The sequence below is a fragment of the Streptomyces sp. NPDC002577 genome, from assembly GCF_053594815.1.
In genome coordinates, this window is the sequence record NZ_JBSFWK010000038.1 from 1 (window position 1) to 15319 (window position 15319).

12 protein-coding genes and 1 pseudogene are annotated in these 15319 nt (G+C 69.1%); 7 read left to right on the top strand and 6 right to left on the bottom strand.

The window, feature by feature from the left end; genetic code table 11:
• Positions 1 to 206: 206 nt before the first annotated feature.
• Together ACWD4J_RS33040 and ACWD4J_RS33045 are read right to left on the bottom strand one after the other, a co-directional pair.
• Entirely contained in the window at positions 207 to 1091 is an 885-nt protein-coding gene (locus ACWD4J_RS33040) for a PhzF family phenazine biosynthesis protein (protein WP_451399163.1), read from the bottom strand.
• Positions 1092 to 1188: 97 nt separating this feature from the next.
• Positions 1189 to 2133: a LysR family transcriptional regulator gene (locus ACWD4J_RS33045; RefSeq protein WP_451399164.1), complete on the bottom strand. Its 945-nt coding sequence runs from the start codon at positions 2131 to 2133 to the stop codon at positions 1189 to 1191.
• 475 nt (positions 2134 to 2608) lie between these two features.
• On the opposite strand from ACWD4J_RS33045, the gene ACWD4J_RS33050 reads away from it, so the two are divergent.
• Positions 2609 to 3811, top strand: coding sequence for an aminotransferase class V-fold PLP-dependent enzyme (locus tag ACWD4J_RS33050; RefSeq protein WP_451399165.1), 1203 nt, complete (start codon positions 2609 to 2611; stop codon positions 3809 to 3811).
• 12 nt (positions 3812 to 3823) lie between these two features.
• Here the strand turns inward: ACWD4J_RS33050 and ACWD4J_RS33055 are convergent, their stop codons facing one another.
• From ACWD4J_RS33055 to ACWD4J_RS33070, 4 genes are all read right to left on the bottom strand, one after another.
• A complete protein-coding gene (locus ACWD4J_RS33055; protein ID WP_451399166.1) occupies positions 3824 to 4855 on the bottom strand; it encodes a LacI family DNA-binding transcriptional regulator in 1032 nt (343 codons plus the stop codon).
• A gap of 77 nt (positions 4856 to 4932) precedes the next feature.
• Entirely contained in the window at positions 4933 to 5769 is an 837-nt protein-coding gene (locus ACWD4J_RS33060; protein WP_451399167.1) for an ATP-binding cassette domain-containing protein, read from the bottom strand.
• On the bottom strand, positions 5766 to 6761 hold the full coding sequence (locus ACWD4J_RS33065) for an ABC transporter permease (RefSeq protein WP_451399168.1): 996 nt from the start codon (positions 6759 to 6761) through the stop codon (positions 5766 to 5768). Before ACWD4J_RS33065 ends, ACWD4J_RS33060 begins: the two co-directional genes overlap by 4 nt.
• Before the next feature lie 150 nt (positions 6762 to 6911).
• Complete coding sequence (locus ACWD4J_RS33070; RefSeq protein WP_451399169.1) at positions 6912 to 7934, bottom strand: substrate-binding domain-containing protein; 1023 nt, start codon at positions 7932 to 7934, stop codon at positions 6912 to 6914.
• A 249-nt stretch (positions 7935 to 8183) separates the two neighbouring features.
• Here ACWD4J_RS33070 and ACWD4J_RS33075 point away from each other — a divergent pair, with 249 nt between their 5' ends.
• From ACWD4J_RS33075 to ACWD4J_RS33100, 6 genes and pseudogenes are all read left to right on the top strand, one after another.
• Complete coding sequence (locus tag ACWD4J_RS33075; RefSeq protein WP_451399170.1) at positions 8184 to 9146, top strand: carbohydrate kinase family protein; 963 nt, start codon at positions 8184 to 8186, stop codon at positions 9144 to 9146.
• Between the two features lie 187 nt (positions 9147 to 9333).
• Positions 9334 to 9546 (top strand): annotated as a pseudogene (locus ACWD4J_RS33080) (GH32 C-terminal domain-containing protein); the annotation flags it as partial.
• Positions 9547 to 9616: 70 nt separating this feature from the next.
• Positions 9617 to 9910: a putative quinol monooxygenase gene (locus tag ACWD4J_RS33085; protein WP_451399171.1), complete on the top strand. Its 294-nt coding sequence runs from the start codon at positions 9617 to 9619 to the stop codon at positions 9908 to 9910.
• 287 nt (positions 9911 to 10197) lie between these two features.
• Positions 10198 to 11139 carry an ABC transporter ATP-binding protein gene (locus tag ACWD4J_RS33090; RefSeq protein WP_451399172.1) on the top strand — a complete coding sequence of 314 codons (942 nt, stop codon included), beginning with the start codon at positions 10198 to 10200 and terminating at the stop codon, positions 11137 to 11139.
• Positions 11136 to 12491 (top strand): ABC transporter permease, encoded by a 1356-nt coding sequence (locus ACWD4J_RS33095; protein WP_451399173.1) that lies wholly within the window; start codon positions 11136 to 11138, stop codon positions 12489 to 12491. The genes ACWD4J_RS33090 and ACWD4J_RS33095 overlap by 4 nt, the downstream gene beginning before the upstream one ends.
• Positions 12492 to 12496: 5 nt before the next feature.
• Complete coding sequence (locus ACWD4J_RS33100; RefSeq protein WP_451399174.1) at positions 12497 to 15250, top strand: alkaline phosphatase family protein; 2754 nt, start codon at positions 12497 to 12499, stop codon at positions 15248 to 15250.
• Positions 15251 to 15319: the final 69 nt, after the last annotated feature.

Genomic DNA, 15319 nt, shown 5'->3' on the forward strand with positions numbered 1-15319 from the left:
CACGAGGGCGCTCCGGCGCCTTGCGATCGCACGCACCAGACACCGCGAGGCCCGCCCTCCGGGCGGACGACGGGAATTTGACGACAGGGCCTAGGCAGCCGGGACGCCTGCCGGTCCGGGCCCGGACCGGCAGCACCTGATCGATGGCGTGCGCTTCCGGATCCATGGGCCGGGCAGGGCCGGGCAGGCCGCCTCGTTCGCCTGCGTCAAAGACGGACGATGCGTGCAATGGTCGCGGCGCCACCGACGTGGACCCGAGGGCCGGCCTCGGTCTGCCACGCTGCAGCCGTGATGGTCGAGGGGGCACCGAGCGCGTCGCCCATGTCCACGGTGATGTCGGTCATGCCCTCCCGGGCCAGACGGAAGGCCAGGCAGGCAGTGCTGTTGGCGTTGGCGATGTCCTCCGGGACGCCGATGGACGGGGCGAACATACGGGCCGTGACGCGGCCTTCGGCCGTCGGCACGCTGTAGACGTAACAGCCCAGCAGCCCCAGGCGGTCGCAGGCGTCACGAAGCCGGTCGAAGTCCGGGGAGAGAGCGGCGAGAGCGGATCTTGTGTGCACCGGGACGAGCAACCGCTGCCGCCCCAGTGAGGCGACGCAGACGCCGGGAGCGAGCATGTCCGAGGTGATGCCCAAGGCGTGAAAGAGGGAAGCGTGTTCGCTCCCTGCGGGCTCACACACGTCGACAGACCCCGGCTCGAATGCGACCTTGAACTGGCCGTTCACCCGGGTGACCCGGCCGAGGAAGACGCCTCCCGAGGTGCGGAGCGTGGCCTGGCATTCCCCGCCCCCGGCGCGCTCGGCCAGAAATGCCAGAGCCGCGACCGTCCCATGGCCGCACGCGGGCAGTTCACCCGTGGCAGTGAAGAAGCGCAACGACACGTCTGGACCGTCGTGTCCACTGTCCTCAACCGAGAGGAAGACGGCGTGTGACGTCCCCATCAGAACAGGCACCGCGCGGCGTTCATCGTTGCTCAGGTCCGTCTCGTCCAGAACTGCGGTCGGGCTGCCGCCGCGGCCTTCCCGCAGGCACGCGTTCACGATCGTGACGGGCAGACCGCTTCCGTTCAGGGCAGTGGCATCAGGCACGGAAGTGATCGTAGTTCGGCCGACCTTCACTGATGGCGCATGCATTTACTGCAGGATCCGCACGGCCGACGCCGACGCCGGACCGGCACGGCCGTCGCTACCAGGTACGGGCCGCCTGTCGCAGGCGGTCGCGGACGCGCAGGACGTCGGGGTTGGCGTCGGCGCCGGGGCGCTGGACCAGGAACAGGGTGTTCAGCGGTGGCTCCTCCGGGTCGTGGAGGAGGGCGAGGCGGCCGGAGTCCAGGTACTCCTGGCACAGGGAGCGGGGCAGCACGCTGTAACCGGCACCCGCGTTGACCGCCGAGAGCACCGCGTAGAGATTGGGCACGGTGACGGCCGCCTGGGCGGTGAGCTGCTTGCCGAAGATGGTGCGCCAGTAGCGTCGGATGATCGGCAGGTCCTCCGCGTACGTCACCATCGGAATGTCGCGCAGGGCGGCGCACACGGGTTCGGGATGCCCGGCGACGCGCTCGGCCCAGGTGGGGTTCGCGACCAGCAGGTACTCCTCGTCGGCGAGCGGCATCGTCTCCAGCGCCCGGCCTCGCGGCCGCCGGGTCGCGATCACCAGGTCGTGCCGACCGGAGCGCATCTCCTCCAGCAGCGGCTCTGGCAGACCCTGCGCGACACGCAGCTGGACCCCGTCGGCGACGAGCGGGACGAGCGCGGGCAGGACCCGGACGCACAGCAGTTCCGACGGCCCGGCCAGGTGCACAGGCGCGGCCACCGCGCCGGCGTCCTTGAGGGTGGCCAGTGCGTCGAGCGGGCCCGCGATTCTTCCTGCGAGCTCGTGGGCGTACGGGGCAGGCTCGACCCCGCGAGGCAGCCGGGTGAACAACTCGCGTCCGGTCTGCTGCTCCAGCGTGCGGATCTGCGCGGTCACGGTCGGCTGCGACAGTCCGAGCCGCGGTGCCGCCGCCGTGAAGGACCCCGAGCGGTACACGGCCAGAAACGTGCGCAGCAGGTTCAGATCCGCGTGCGGCGGGAGTTGGGTGCCGCCGGCTGCCGGATGATTCTGACCCGTGGCGAGCGTCTGGTTCTTCATGGTCGCCAGCGTAGCGACCCTTCGTATCGGAGTTCCGATAGCAGGAATCGGCTCACCGATTGGTGATCGGATGGGTGTCCGGCGTACCCAAGCCTTCTTCCGCCGCGTGAAGAGCGGTGGGAACCCCGGATACCCGTGGTGATCGTTTGGCTCCGGGCGGGGGTAGTGTGCTGCCGATCGTGTGATGGGCGGTGTGGTCGTGGCGGCGGTGGAGCGGACGGCGTGTACGCGGTTCGAGCGGATCAACTCCGTACGCGAGTCGGCGCGCAGTTGTTCACCTCCGGCGAGGCTGAGATCGCATGGGCGGCGAGGCGGACTCACGACCGTCCGCAGCCGCTCGGCCCGGCTACCCCCGGCCGGGCTGCTGTTGGTGCCGGACGGGCAGCGGGCATTGGGTGGTACGGGCGTCTCGGGGATTTTGGTCGTCCCCGATTCGTTCGTGAGGATACGAGGATCTTGAAGGGGCTGGGTGCTGGTGGCACTGATCGACGTCGAGCGGGTCCGTAGCGAGACGGCAGGAGTTGGACGGGTGGTCCATCTCAACAACGCGGGGGCGGCTCTGCCGCCTCGCCCGGTGGTCGACGCGGTGGTCGAGCATCTGCGCCTGGAGGAGCAGATCGGCGGATACGAGGCGGCGGCCGCGCAATCCGAGCGGATCGAGCACACATACGACGCGCTGGCTCGCCTGGTGGGCGCCGGACGGGACGACATTGCGGTGGTGGAGAACGCCACGCGCGCCTGGGACATGGCCTTCTACTCCTTCCCCTGGGCGGCCGGCGACCGGATCCTGACGGCTCGTTCCGAGTACGCGAGCAATGCCATCGCCTTCCTGCAGACCGCCCGCCGCCATGGCGTCCGCATCGATGTGGTGCCCGACGACGAGCACGGCCAGCTCGACGTCGACGCACTGCGCTCCATGATCGACGAACGGGTCAAGCTGATCGCGATCACCCATGTGCCCACGCAAGGCGGCTTGGTCAACCCGGCCGCCGAGATCGGTGAGGTGGCCCGTGAGGCCGGTGTGGTCTACCTGCTGGACGCCTGCCAGTCGGTCGGCCAGATGCCCCTCGATGTCGGGCAGATCGGCTGCGACCTGCTCACCGCGACCGGCCGCAAGTTCCTGCGCGGCCCGCGCGGCACCGGCTTCCTGTACTGCTCCCCGCGCATCCGTGAGCAGCTGGAGCCTCCCTTCCTGGATCTCCACGCCGCCACCTGGACATCGTCGGACACCTACCAGGTCCGGGCCGATGCCCGCCGGTTCGAGAACTGGGAGACCTGCTACGCCGGCAAGCTCGGCCTCGGCGTCGCCGTCGACTACGCCCTCGATCTCGGCCTGGACACGATCGAGGACCGCGTGACCCAGCTCGCCACCGCCCTGCGCGCACGACTCCGGGATCTGCCCGGAGTGCGGGTCCACGACAGGGGAGTACGGCAATGCGCCATCGTGACCTTCACCGTCGACGGCCACGACAGCCACGCAATCGCACGCGCGCTGCAAGCCGACGGGATCAACGTCTCGGTCTCCGTCGCGGACTACGCACGCTGGGATTTCGAACCCCGCGCCCTCACATCGGTCGTCCGCGCCTCCGTGCACTACTACAACACGGACGACGAGATCGACCGGCTGGTCAGCGCCCTGCCCGCGCCAGGCAGGTCAGCCGGCCACGGCACCGGGTGATCCGACGGCCGGTCACGCCTTCTGTGCGGCAGGGGCAGGCTGTTCGCCTGACCCGCGGACGATCAGTCGCGTGGGCACGGTGATGGTGCGGGCGCGGGAGCGGTCGCCGTCGAGCCGTGCCAGGGCGGTGGTCGCGGCTGTTCTGCCGATTTCTTCGGGATCCTGGGCGACGACGGTCAGGGCCGGTTCGAGCGCTTCGGCGAGCGCCACGTCGTCGAAGGCGACGACGGCTACGTCCTTGCGCTTGCTGCGGGCGAGTTCGGCGACTATCCCCAGTCCCACGATGTTGTTGCCGGCGAACAGGGCGGTGGGGGGATCGGCCAGGCCGAGCAGTTGGGAGGTCGCGGTCGCAGCGCCCTGCTGGTCGTGCGCGTTGGTGACCAGGGTGCGGTCGTAGGGGAGGCCGGCTTCCTCCAAGGCCGAGCGGTAACCGGCCAGGCGTTCGCGGCGGGTGTACAGCTTCACGGGCAGGTCGCCGACGAAGCCGATGCGCCGGTGGCCGTGGGCGATCAGGTGGGCGACGCCGTCATGGGCTCCCGCACGGTTGGTGCTGACGATGCTGTCCGTGGACAGGCCGACTCCGGGGCGGTCGAGGAAGATGACGGGCAGTCCCGCCGTGCGGTGGGACTTGAGATGGGAGTGGTCGGCGCCGACGGACGGCACGACCATGAGGATGCTGACGCGCCGGGCGAGGAACTTGTCCGTCAGCGCGCGTTCGCGGTCGGGATCGTCCGCGGAGGAGCCCATGAGCAGAGTCAGTCCGCGTTCGCGGACGGTGTCCTCGATGGCGCGGGCCACGGCTCCGAAGAAGGGGTTGCCGACGTCGGGGATGACAAGTCCCATGGTGGTGTCGGGTCCGCCGACGCGGATGTTGCGTGCCATGAGGTTCGGCTGGAACCCGAGTTTGGCCACGGCGGCGAGCACCTGTTCCCTGGTCTGCGCCGAGGCGGGTCCGTCCTCGTTGAGGACACGGGAGACCGTCTTGGCGCTGACGCCGACTTCTCGGGCGACGTCGGCCAAGGTGGGTCGGCGGTTCGCTGCCATGGAGGAAAACCGTCTCCTGTGAGTTCTCTGTTCCGGCCGCGGCCTCGGCCGGAAACTGCGAGAACTGGGTCGTGTGGTCAGGTGGCCTGGACTCCGGCGGCCTTCGCGGCCTCGGAATCCGCTACGACAGTACCCCCGGTCTCATCGATGCTGAGCGCGCCGGTCATGATGGCGACGACCTCCGCCATGGAGTAGTCGGAGGGCTTGATCAGCGCGGCGCGCCGGCCCAGCCGGTGGACGTGGATCCGGTCGGCGATCTCGAACACATGGGGCATGTTGTGACTGATCAGGACGACCGGCATGCCCTTGTCGCGGACGCGGCGGATGAGGTCCAGTACCTGGCCGGACTCCTTGACGCCGAGGGCGGCGGTGGGTTCGTCCATGACGACGACGCTGCGCGCCCAGGCGACGGAACGGGCCACTGCCACAGCCTGTCGCTGTCCGCCGGAGAGTGTCTCGACCGCCTGCGTGAGCGACCGCAGGCCGATCTTCAGGTCGGCCATGTGCTCGGCGGCCTCCTGGCGCATGCGCTTCTTGTCGAGCATGCGGAAGACACTGCCGAGGACGCCGGGGCGGCGCAGTTCGCGGCCGAGGAACATGTTGGAGGCGATGTCCATGGACGCGGCCACGGCCAGGTCCTGATAGACCGTCTCGATGCCGTGGGCGCGTGCACTCTGGGGACCGGAGAACTGGATCGGTTCGCCGCCCAGGCGTATCTCGCCGGCGTCGGGGACCAGCGCGCCGGTGAGCGCCTTGATGAGGCTGGTCTTGCCGGCGCCGTTGTCGCCGATGACGGCGAGGACCTCGCCGGGCAGCAGGTCGAAGTCGGCGCCGTCGATGGCGGTGACGTGCCCGTACCGCTTGACCAGACCGCGGGCCTGCAGGACAGGGGTGGGGGAGTCGGTGGCGGTCATCGGGCCTTCTTCCGGGAGATCTGGTCGACGGTCACCGCGAGGATCACCAGGACACCGGTGATCAGGGTCTGGTAGATGGAGGCGACGCCCATCAACTGCAGCCCGTTGCGGAAGACGCCCACGATGAGGACGCCGATGAAGGTGCCCAGGACCGATCCGCGTCCGCCGAAGAGGCTGGTGCCGCCGAGGACTACGGCGGTGATGCTGTCGAGGTTGTCGGTCTGGCCTGCCTGGGGGTCGCCGACTCCGGTGCGGGAGATGAGCAGCAGGGCGGCGACGCCGTAGAGCAGGCCGGCCACGGTGTAGATGCCGATGGTCAGCCGGGAGGTGCGGATGCCGTTCAGCCGCGCCGATTCCTGGCTGTTGCCCAGGGCGTAGACGTGCCGGCCCCAACTGGTGCTGCTCAGTGCGTAGGCGAGGAGGAGGAACAGGGCGATGGTGACGAGGGAGCCGTAGGTGATGTCGGTGTGGCCGAGCGGGAAGGTCTGCCCGAGAGCCGTCAGCGGGCCGGGCAGATTGGTGACCGTCTGCTCCTCGGAGTAGATGTGCGTCAGCGCGAACGCGACGTTGAGCATGCCCAGGGTCACGATGAACGGCGGCAGCGGAATCCTCTGCACCAGCAGCCCGTTGAGCAGGCCGAAGCCGGCGCAGACCACGATGCCCAGGGCGATGGCGAGGAGCGGCGGCAGAGAGCCCTCGGCCGCCATCTTGGCGATCACGATGCTGCCGAACGCCATCACGGCCCCGCACGACAGGTCGATGCCCGCCGTGAGGATGATCAGGGTCTGGCCGATGGCGAGGGTGCCGACGACCATGACCTGCTGCACGATCAGGGAGAAGTTCCCGCCGGTGAGGAACTGGTCGGTCGAGAGGGAGAAGAAGACGCAGGCCAGAAGAAGGGCGACCAGCGGGCCGGTGGTCGGTGCCGTGAGCAGTCTGCGGGCCGTGGTCGGCGCTTTGAGCTCGGCGTACGGCGTGGTCGTGGCTGTCATGCGGAAGTCCTTGTCGGAAGACAGAAGTCCTTGTCAGTCCTTGCCGGAAGACAAGTGGACGAGGGGGCGGCCGGCCCAGGTCGGGGAGGGGTCGGGGCCGGCCGCCCCGCTGAGGGGAGAGGCGACGTCGTACGGTCCTCGGGGGCCGGCTCAGCCCCAGCAGTTCTCCAGGCCGAACCCGGTGTCCTTGGACGTGACTCCCGTCTGCGCCTTGTCGGTGATCAGGGTGACACCGGTGTCGGTGTAACCCGACGCCTTCTTGCCGTCCTTGGCGTACGTCACGACGGCCTTGACGCCCTCGGCGGCCATTTTCAGCGGGTACTGCTGCGACGTGGCGGCGATCTTTCCGTCCTTGACCGCCTGGGTGCCGGCGCAGCCGCCGTCGACGGAGACGATCAGTACGTCCTTCTCCCGGCCCTTGGCCTTCAGCGCGGTGTACGCGCCCAGGGCTGCCGGTTCGTTGATGGTGTAGACGACGTTGATGCCGGGCGCCTTCTGCAGGCAGTTCTCCATCGCGGTCTGGCCCTTGGCCTGGTCGCCGCCCGTGTCCTGGGCGCAGACGACGTCCTTGTCTGTGGCGCCGAAGCCCTTCAGGAAGCCGTTGTGCCGCTGGACTCCGACGGAGACGCCCGGCGCGAGGTCGAGGGTGGCTATCTTGGCCGACTTGCCCTGCATGGCGGCCTTGGCGTACTCGCCGATCAGTTCGCCGGCCTTGAGGTTGTCGGTGGCGAAGAGGGCGTCGACCGCGCTCTCCGGCTCGGTCGGCGTGTCCAGGGCGATGACCAGGACGCCCTTGGCGCGGGCCTTCTGGATCGCGGGCACGATGGCCTTGGAGTCGCTCGGGGTGATGAGGATGCCCTTCACCCCGGAGGCGACCATGTTCTCGATGGCGGTGACCTGACCGGCGTTGTCCCCGTCGAACTTGCCCGCGGCGGTCATCAGTTGGACGCCGTCTTCCTTGGCGGCCTTCTCCGCACCCTCCTTCATCTTGACGAAGAACGGGTTGGTGTCGGTCTTGGTGATCAGGCCGACCTTGACGCTGCCTGATCCGGAGCTCGCGGAGCCGGAGGCGGATCCTGAGCCGGATCCGCAGGCCGTCAGGGTGAGGGCCGCGATGCCCGTACACGCAGCGGCTCGGAGGAGGGAGGGGGTCAGACGAGTGGTGCGAGACATGAACGACTCCTGCGGGATTGCGAGCGGCGCGGCCGGCATCGGAGCATGCCGTCCCGAGGTGTCATCGTTGACTTATGTCATCGTTGACACGGCTTGCGGAGGATGATGGACTCCGGTTCGCGGAAACGTCAATGCCCTGCACTCGTCACAAATCGGCAACGTCTGTGGCCGTCGCCCGCTCGTAGCTGTTCAGCGGCTGTGTCGCGACGCGTCCCCGTGCGCCCGTACTTTCTGAGAAAAGAGCAGCCCATGAGCCCGAGTCAGATCACCGTCCTGGGAGAGTGCGTAGCCGACGCCTTCTGTGAACCCGCAAGCGCCTCGGATGAACTTGCACTGCGGGTGCTGCCCGGCGGCGGACCCGCAAACACGGCGGTCGCCCTGGCACGGCTGGGTACCCCGGCCCGCTTCCTCGCGCGACTGTCCGGCGACGTGTTCGGCCGCCTGTTCCGGGCCCACCTGGAGGCGTCCGGCGTGGACCTGTCGTATGCCGTCCAGGCCCCCGAGCCCAGCACGCTGGCCGTGGCGGAGCTGGACACACAGGGGCAGGCCACGTTCTCGTTCCATGCGCAGAACACGGCAGACTGGCAGTGGACTCCAGAGGAACTGGCGAGGGTTGATTTGTCCGAAACTGCCTGTTTGCACACCGGGTCTCTGGCGCTGGTCCGTGAGCCAGGCGCGGCGGCGGTGGAGGAGTTCCTGGCAACAGCCTCTCCCCAGGCCACCATCAGCATCGATCCCAACGTCCGGCCGCTGCTGGTGCGCCCCGAGGTCTACCGCGCCAGGCTGCAGCACTGGTGCGGAGTCACGGATGTGCTGCGGCTGAGTGAGGACGACCTGGCGCTCCTCCTGCCCGAGACGTCGCCCGAGCAGGCGTGCGACACCTGGCACGCCGCGGGTGCGCGACTTGTCGTGATCACGCGTGGCGCCGACGGTGCTCTGGTGTCACTCGACGGCGAACGGCTGCAGGTGCCCGCGGTGGTGACGCGGGTGGTCGACACGGTCGGGGCGGGGGACTCCTTCACCGCCGGGCTGCTGCACCACCTCGGCGCCCGCGGACTCCTCGGTGGTCGGCTTACAGATCTCGCTCTCGGCGATGTCGCGGAAGCCTGCCGGTTCGCCGTCCAGGTCGCGGCCCTGACCTGCTCGGTCGCCGGCCCCAATCCGCCGTGGCAGAGCGAGCTTGCGCAGTTCGCGGCCGTCGAAGGCGCGTGACGGGTAGATAGGCGCGGCGCCGAGGTCGGCCGGCCCTGCTCGATCGGGCAGACGGGCCGCGTCGCAGCAACCGAGCCCGCACCGTTGACGCGTTGGCAGGATTGCCACCATCATCGGGCGCACTCGATGTCATCGATGACATAGGTCAACGTTGACATCTCCTTTCGGCGCCGTGGACGACGACGCCGACATCGAGGCCGCCTTCTCCCTCAAGGACGCCGAACGGTTCGGCCTGAAGGTGCGCACCGGCGCCGGGGGAGAGGAGACCGTCATCGGCTACGACACCACGACACAGGAGCTGTACGTCGACCGCACCCGCTCCGGCGCCGTGGACTTCAACAGCACCTTCCCCGGCCTCCAGACAGCACCCCTGCAGGCCAGGAACGGCAAGGTGACGCTGGACCGCGCCCATGTCCGGCACCTCGGCTCCTGTCGCGACTGACCCCCGACCACAGAGGAAGACGAACATTGTGAACAAGACCCTGCTCGCCGAGTTCACCGCCCGCGAGGGAGCGGAAGGCGAGGTCGCCCGCCTGCTGCTGGACTACGCCCGAAAGGTGCGCGAGGAAGACGGGAACCTCGCTTTCGACGTCTACACCAAGGCGTCCAACCCGCGCGCCTACTGGATCTTCGAGGTGTACCGGGACGAGGACGCCTTCCAGGCACACCTGAACGCCCCGTACGGCGCGCCGTTCAACGCAGCCCTCGCCCCGCTGATCGAGGAGGACGCCTCCGTACTGACGTTCCTCGATCCGGCGGACTGACCCGGCCTGATCCGGCCACCCGTCCGGGCCCGCCTGGCGGGCCCGGCCCCTGCGGGCCGGCGGCGCAGTCTTGCCCGCGAGGCCAACGGTGACGAGGCCCACCGGGCCAAGGCCCGGCGTCGAAAGTCTGGCCTCCAACGTGCCCAAGTCTGCCTCGATGCTGGCTGTTTTGTGCGCGTGGACTTGCCGACGTCTTGACGATCCGTTCCATGTACGTTCAACCAACCGTCTGTGCCTGTGTTGTGTGCCGTCCCTAGGGTCCCTGAGGCTTTCGAAAGAAGGGACTCATGGACACACCTCTCGCAGTCCGGGCTCGCGGGATCACCAAGTGTTTCGGCGACGTCGTCGCACTCGACGGCATCGACCTGGATGTGACGCAGGGGCAGATCCACGGCTTGGTCGGACCGAACGGCGCCGGCAAGACGACACTGCTCGGTCTCCTGCTGGGCCTGGCGGTCGCCGACGGCGGCCGCCTCGAGATCCTGGGTACGCCGGTCGGGCGGGCGCTTACCGCTCCCGACGGTGTCGCCGGCTTCGTGGACGGGCCCGGTCTCTACCCCTCGCTCACCGCCAGGCAGAACCTCGCCGCGCTGGCCGCTCTTCGCGGCCACGACGCGCGGACGACGGGGATCGACGACGTGCTCGACCAGGTCGGGCTCACCGATGTCGCCGACGACAGGGCCCGCGGTTTCTCCCTCGGCATGCGTCAGCGGCTCGGGCTCGCCGCCGCCCTGCTCACCAAGCCCCGGCTCCTCGTACTCGACGAACCTTCCAACGGCCTCGACCCCGCCGGGAAAAAACACGTGCACGGTGTCCTCAGCCGGCTCGCGGCGGACGGAACCAGCGTCGTGCTCTCGAGCCACCGCATGGACGACCTCGAGGCGCTGTGCTCCGAGGTCACCATCGTCGCCACCGGACGGGTCGTCTTCTCGGGCCCGTTGAGCAAGCTGGCTGCCGAGAACTCCGAACTCGACTACTGGTTGCTCACCTCCGACCCGCAGGCCGCCCGCTGGGTGGCTGTCGACATTGCCGGGATCGGCGTCATCGACGACGCCGGGGCACGGCGTGATGCCGAGGGGCTCGTCGTGCGCGCCCAGGTGCCCGCCCTCGACGAACTGGTGGTGCGGCTCGTACACGCGGGCATCGCGGTGCGCGAGCTCACTCCCGTGGTGTCGCCGCTCGAGGCCGCGTTCCTCGCCCTCACCGAGCAGCAGGAGGCCGGCCGATGACCGCGACCGTCGCCGCCGACAACGTTGCCGCCCCGCGCGTCTCGGTGTCGCGCGGCTACCGCTTCGAGCTGGTCAAGTTGGTGTCGCAATGGCGGATCCGCTTGCTGGTCCTCGCCTGCTGGATCGCGCCGGCGCTCTTCGTCGCCGCGGTGAGCCAGCAGAGCACGCTCCCCGTCGACACCCTCTTCGGTCGCTGGATGCACGCCACAGGGTGGGCCGGACCGCTGGTGATGCTCGGTTTCGCGGGCACTTGGGCGCTCCCGCTGCTGATCTCGGTGGTCGCCGGTGACGTGTTCGCCTCCGAGGACCGGCTCGGCACCTGGCGCCACTTGCTCGTGGCGGTCCGGTCGCCTCGACGGATCTTCGTAGCGAAGGCACTTGCCAGCCTCAGCGTCATCCTGCTGCTCGTGGCCGGACTGGCCTGTTCCAGCGCGGTCGGCGGGGTCGTGGCGGTCGGCAACCAGCCGCTGGTCGGCCTCGACGGACATCTGCTGGCGCCCGGGGACGCGGCCGGCCGGGTCCTGCTCGCCTGGGTTGCGGCCCTCGCTCCGACCCTCGCCCTCGCCGCGATCGGACTCCTCGGCTCGGTCGCCCTGGGACGGTCCCCGATGGGGCTGCTGCTGCCCCCGATCGTCGCGCTGGCGATGTCGGTCGCGCAGATGCTGCCGCTGCCCGTCGCCGTGCGCCTCGCCCTGCCCGGCTACGCCTTCATCTCCTGGAACGGCCTGTTCACCAACCCGGCACAGCTCGGCCCGCTTCTGATCGGCATCGCGGTCAGCCTGGTGTGGGCCGTTCTCGCAACAGCACTGGCGTATCTGCTCTTCCTCCGCCGTGACTTCACCAACCTGGCCTACGACGGTTCCGGCCGCCGCGCGATCTCTGGCGGACTTCTGCCGCTGGTCGGACTGACCGCCCTCACCGTCGCGGTGGTCGCCGTGGCGACCCCGTCGACGGGCTCCGGAATCGAGCAGGACAAGGTTCAGCGGTCGGTCGCCACGGCTTTCGCCCACCTCTACCGCATGCAGACCCAGCAGCTCCACCGCCCTGCCGTCACCGAGGCGCAACTGCGGGCCACCGCGGCGTGCACCAAGAGCGACGGCCAAGGCGCCCAACAGGGGGCGGGCAACGACTGGCGTTGCGTCGTGACCTGGCATCTTCCCAGCGCCACGGTCGCGGGGACGGCCATCTACCAGCTTGACATCACCTCAGACGGGCGGTTCGTGGCTGACGGCGACGGGCCGAAGGAAGTGAACGGTTACTTCCTGGTGCGGACCTCGACCGGGGACGCCCCGAATCCGCTGTGGCAGTTCGACGGCAACGTCGAACTGCTCGACACCACCTCGAAGGGATAGTTCCGATGCAGGTAATACGGCAGCGCCGGGGTAACGAGAAGCAGCAGGTCAACCTCTTCGGCAGACGCGTCGGCCGCCGGACCGTGCTGGTGACGGCGGGCATCGCCGTTGCCCTCGGTGTCACGGGCACCGCGGTCGCTTCTACGTACCAGTTGGGCACCCAGCAGGTCGGCCAGGTCACCGCCAACGGCCAGGTCGTCTCCGCCGACCAGTACATCAACCCGTACGGCAGCCGCAGCGTCATCGACGACGGCAAGATCATGTCGTCGACCGTCAGCCCGGACGGCACCCACCTCGCGGCCTCGATCGCCGACGGTGACGCGTCGCTGGTCGTCATGGACCTCTCGACCGGGCAGGTCAAGCAGAAGGTCGGTACCAAGGCGGTGGACGACCTGCGCATCAGCAGCAGCGCCGTCGGCCAGGAGGGCCCGACCTACTCGCCCGACGGCAAGCAACTGTGGCTGGGCCAGGCGAACGGCTACACGAAGTTCACCGTCAGCGCGGACGGCACCCTCGCCAACCCGACGGCCGTCCCGATCGCGGCCGACGGCTCCAAGCAGGCGCTGGTGGGCGCGGCCGTGTTCTCCGCCGACGGCTCCACCGTGTACTCCGCGGTCAACGGGCAGAACAAGGTGGTCGCCATAGACGCGGCGACCGGGACGATCAAGCAGAGCTGGGCCGTCGGCAACGCCCCGCGCGGCATCACCCTGGTCGGCGGCAAGCTCTACGTCAGCAACGAGGGCGGGCGCCCGGCCAAGGCCGGCGACATCACCATCAACTCCTACGGCACCGACGTGGTGGCGAACCCGAAGACCGGTGCGAGCACCACCGGCACGGTCAGCGTCATCGACACCGCGGACCCGTCCGCCGCCGTCGGCACCATCGATGTCGGTCTGCACCCCACCGCGGTGTACGCGCGCAAGGGCGCGGTGTTCGTCACCAACACCGCCGACAACAGCGTGTCGGTCATCGACTCCCGCAAGGACAAGGTCGTTCAGACCATCGCCACCCAGCCGTGGCCGGAGGCGTCGGTCGGCTACGAGCCCAACGCGGTGACGCTCACCGACGACGGCCGCCTGCTGGTGACGCTCGGCCGCGCCAACGCGGTCGCCGTCTACCGCTACACCTCCCCGCAGCAGCCGGCCCGCTACGTCGGCCTGCTCCCGACGGACTACTTCCCCTCGGAGATCACCACCGTCGGCAAGCAGGTGGTCGTCTCCAACACCCGCGGCGTCGACGCCCGCCGCCCCGACAGCGCCGGCCACAACACCCATGACACGACGTCGAGCCTGACGCAGTTCACGCTGCCGGACGACAGTGTCATCAAGTCCGAGACGGCCAAGGTGTTCAAGCAGAACGGCTGGACCGGCGGCTCGGTCAAGGTGGCCGAGGGCCAGAGCACGGCGAAGCCGGTAGCGGTCCCGACGCGGATCGGCGACCCCTCGAAGATCAAGCACGTCTTCCTGCTCGTCAAGGAGAACCGGACCTACGACCAGGTCTTCGGCGACCTCCCGCAGGGCAACGGCGACTCGTCGCTCACGCAGTTCGGCGAGAACGTGACGCCCAACCAGCACGCGCTGGCCGAGCAGTTCGGCCTGTACGACAACTTCTACGACATCGGCACGAACTCCGCCGAGGGCCACAACTGGCTGATGCAGTCCGACAACCCGGAGTACACCGAGTCGTCGGCCGGCGAGTACACGCGCAGCTACGACACCGAGAACGACGTCCTCGGCCACCAGAAGACCGGGTTCATCTGGACCGGCGCGCAGGCGGCGGGGAAGTCCGTGAAGGACTTCGGCGAGTTCCAGTCGCTGGAGACCAAGCCGGCCGACGCGACCTGGCAGAACCTGTACTGCGACAGCAAGAACATGGCCGCGACCGGGGCCCAGACCCAGTACCCGATCAAGACGGGTTCGGCGATCCCCTCGCTCAACGACGTGTCGGTGCAGGGCTTCCCGCTGTTCGACCTCAGCGTCCCGGACATCTACAAAGAGCAGATCTGGAAGCAGGACTTCGAGAAGAACGGTCCGGCGAACCTGAACATGTTCTGGTTCTCCAACGACCACACCGGCGGCCCGGCGAACGCGGCCGCCGAGGTCGCCGACAACGACCTCGCGGTCGGCAGGATGGTCGACGAGATCACCCACAGCAAGTACTGGAAGGACTCGGCGATCTTCGTCGTCGAGGACGACTCCCAGGCCGGCCTCGACCACGTCGACGGCCACCGCGCCCCGGTGCAGGTCATCAGCCCGTACGCCAAGCACGGCGCGGTCGACAGCCACTTCTACTCGCAGATAACCATGGTCCGCACCATCGAGCAGATCCTCGGGATCCACCCGATGAACCAGCTCGACAGCGCGGCCACCCCGATGTACGGGGCGTTCACGCAGAAGGCGGACGACACGCCGTTCACGGCCGTGCCCAACCGGACCTCGCTGACCCTCGGCGTGAGCCCCACGCCCTCCTGCGGTGCGGACACCCCGGCCCCGCAGGACGCCACGGCTGCGGCCGCGCCGACGTCCACCGCGGTGCCGGCGTCCGCGCAGAAGGTCGCGGACCAGTGGAAGACCTGGGCGTCGAAACAGCGGCTGACCGGAGCCAACGCCGTGCCCGACCACGCGAACCCCGAGCAGATGAACCGCTACACGTGGTACGAGACCCACAACTGGACCAAGCCGTACCCCGGTGACAGCAAGGTCTACGCGCCGAACGACGTACCCGGTGCCTACATCCCGTCGTCTGAGTCCGATGGCTGACGTAGCCTGATCGCGTCAAGGGCCCCTGGCCGGCGTCACCGCCGGCCAGGGCCGCTTCGGTTGGCCGGG

Excerpts from the sequence above, each read along its gene's own strand:
- ACWD4J_RS33045 (WP_451399164.1), bottom strand. The coding sequence starts at position 2,133 with ATGAAGAACCAGACGCTCGCCACGGGTCAGAATCATCCGGCAGCCGGC.
- ACWD4J_RS33055 (WP_451399166.1), bottom strand. The coding sequence starts at position 4,855 with ATGGCAGCGAACCGCCGACCCACCTTGGCCGACGTCGCCCGAGAAGTC.
- ACWD4J_RS33060 (WP_451399167.1), bottom strand. The coding sequence starts at position 5,769 with ATGACCGCCACCGACTCCCCCACCCCTGTCCTGCAGGCCCGCGGTCTG.
- ACWD4J_RS33065 (WP_451399168.1), bottom strand. The coding sequence starts at position 6,761 with ATGACAGCCACGACCACGCCGTACGCCGAGCTCAAAGCGCCGACCACG.
- ACWD4J_RS33070 (WP_451399169.1), bottom strand. The coding sequence starts at position 7,934 with ATGTCTCGCACCACTCGTCTGACCCCCTCCCTCCTCCGAGCCGCTGCG.
- ACWD4J_RS33075 (WP_451399170.1), top strand. The coding sequence starts at position 8,184 with ATGAGCCCGAGTCAGATCACCGTCCTGGGAGAGTGCGTAGCCGACGCC.
- ACWD4J_RS33090 (WP_451399172.1), top strand. The coding sequence starts at position 10,198 with ATGGACACACCTCTCGCAGTCCGGGCTCGCGGGATCACCAAGTGTTTC.
- ACWD4J_RS33095 (WP_451399173.1), top strand. The coding sequence starts at position 11,136 with ATGACCGCGACCGTCGCCGCCGACAACGTTGCCGCCCCGCGCGTCTCG.
- ACWD4J_RS33100 (WP_451399174.1), top strand. The coding sequence starts at position 12,497 with ATGCAGGTAATACGGCAGCGCCGGGGTAACGAGAAGCAGCAGGTCAAC.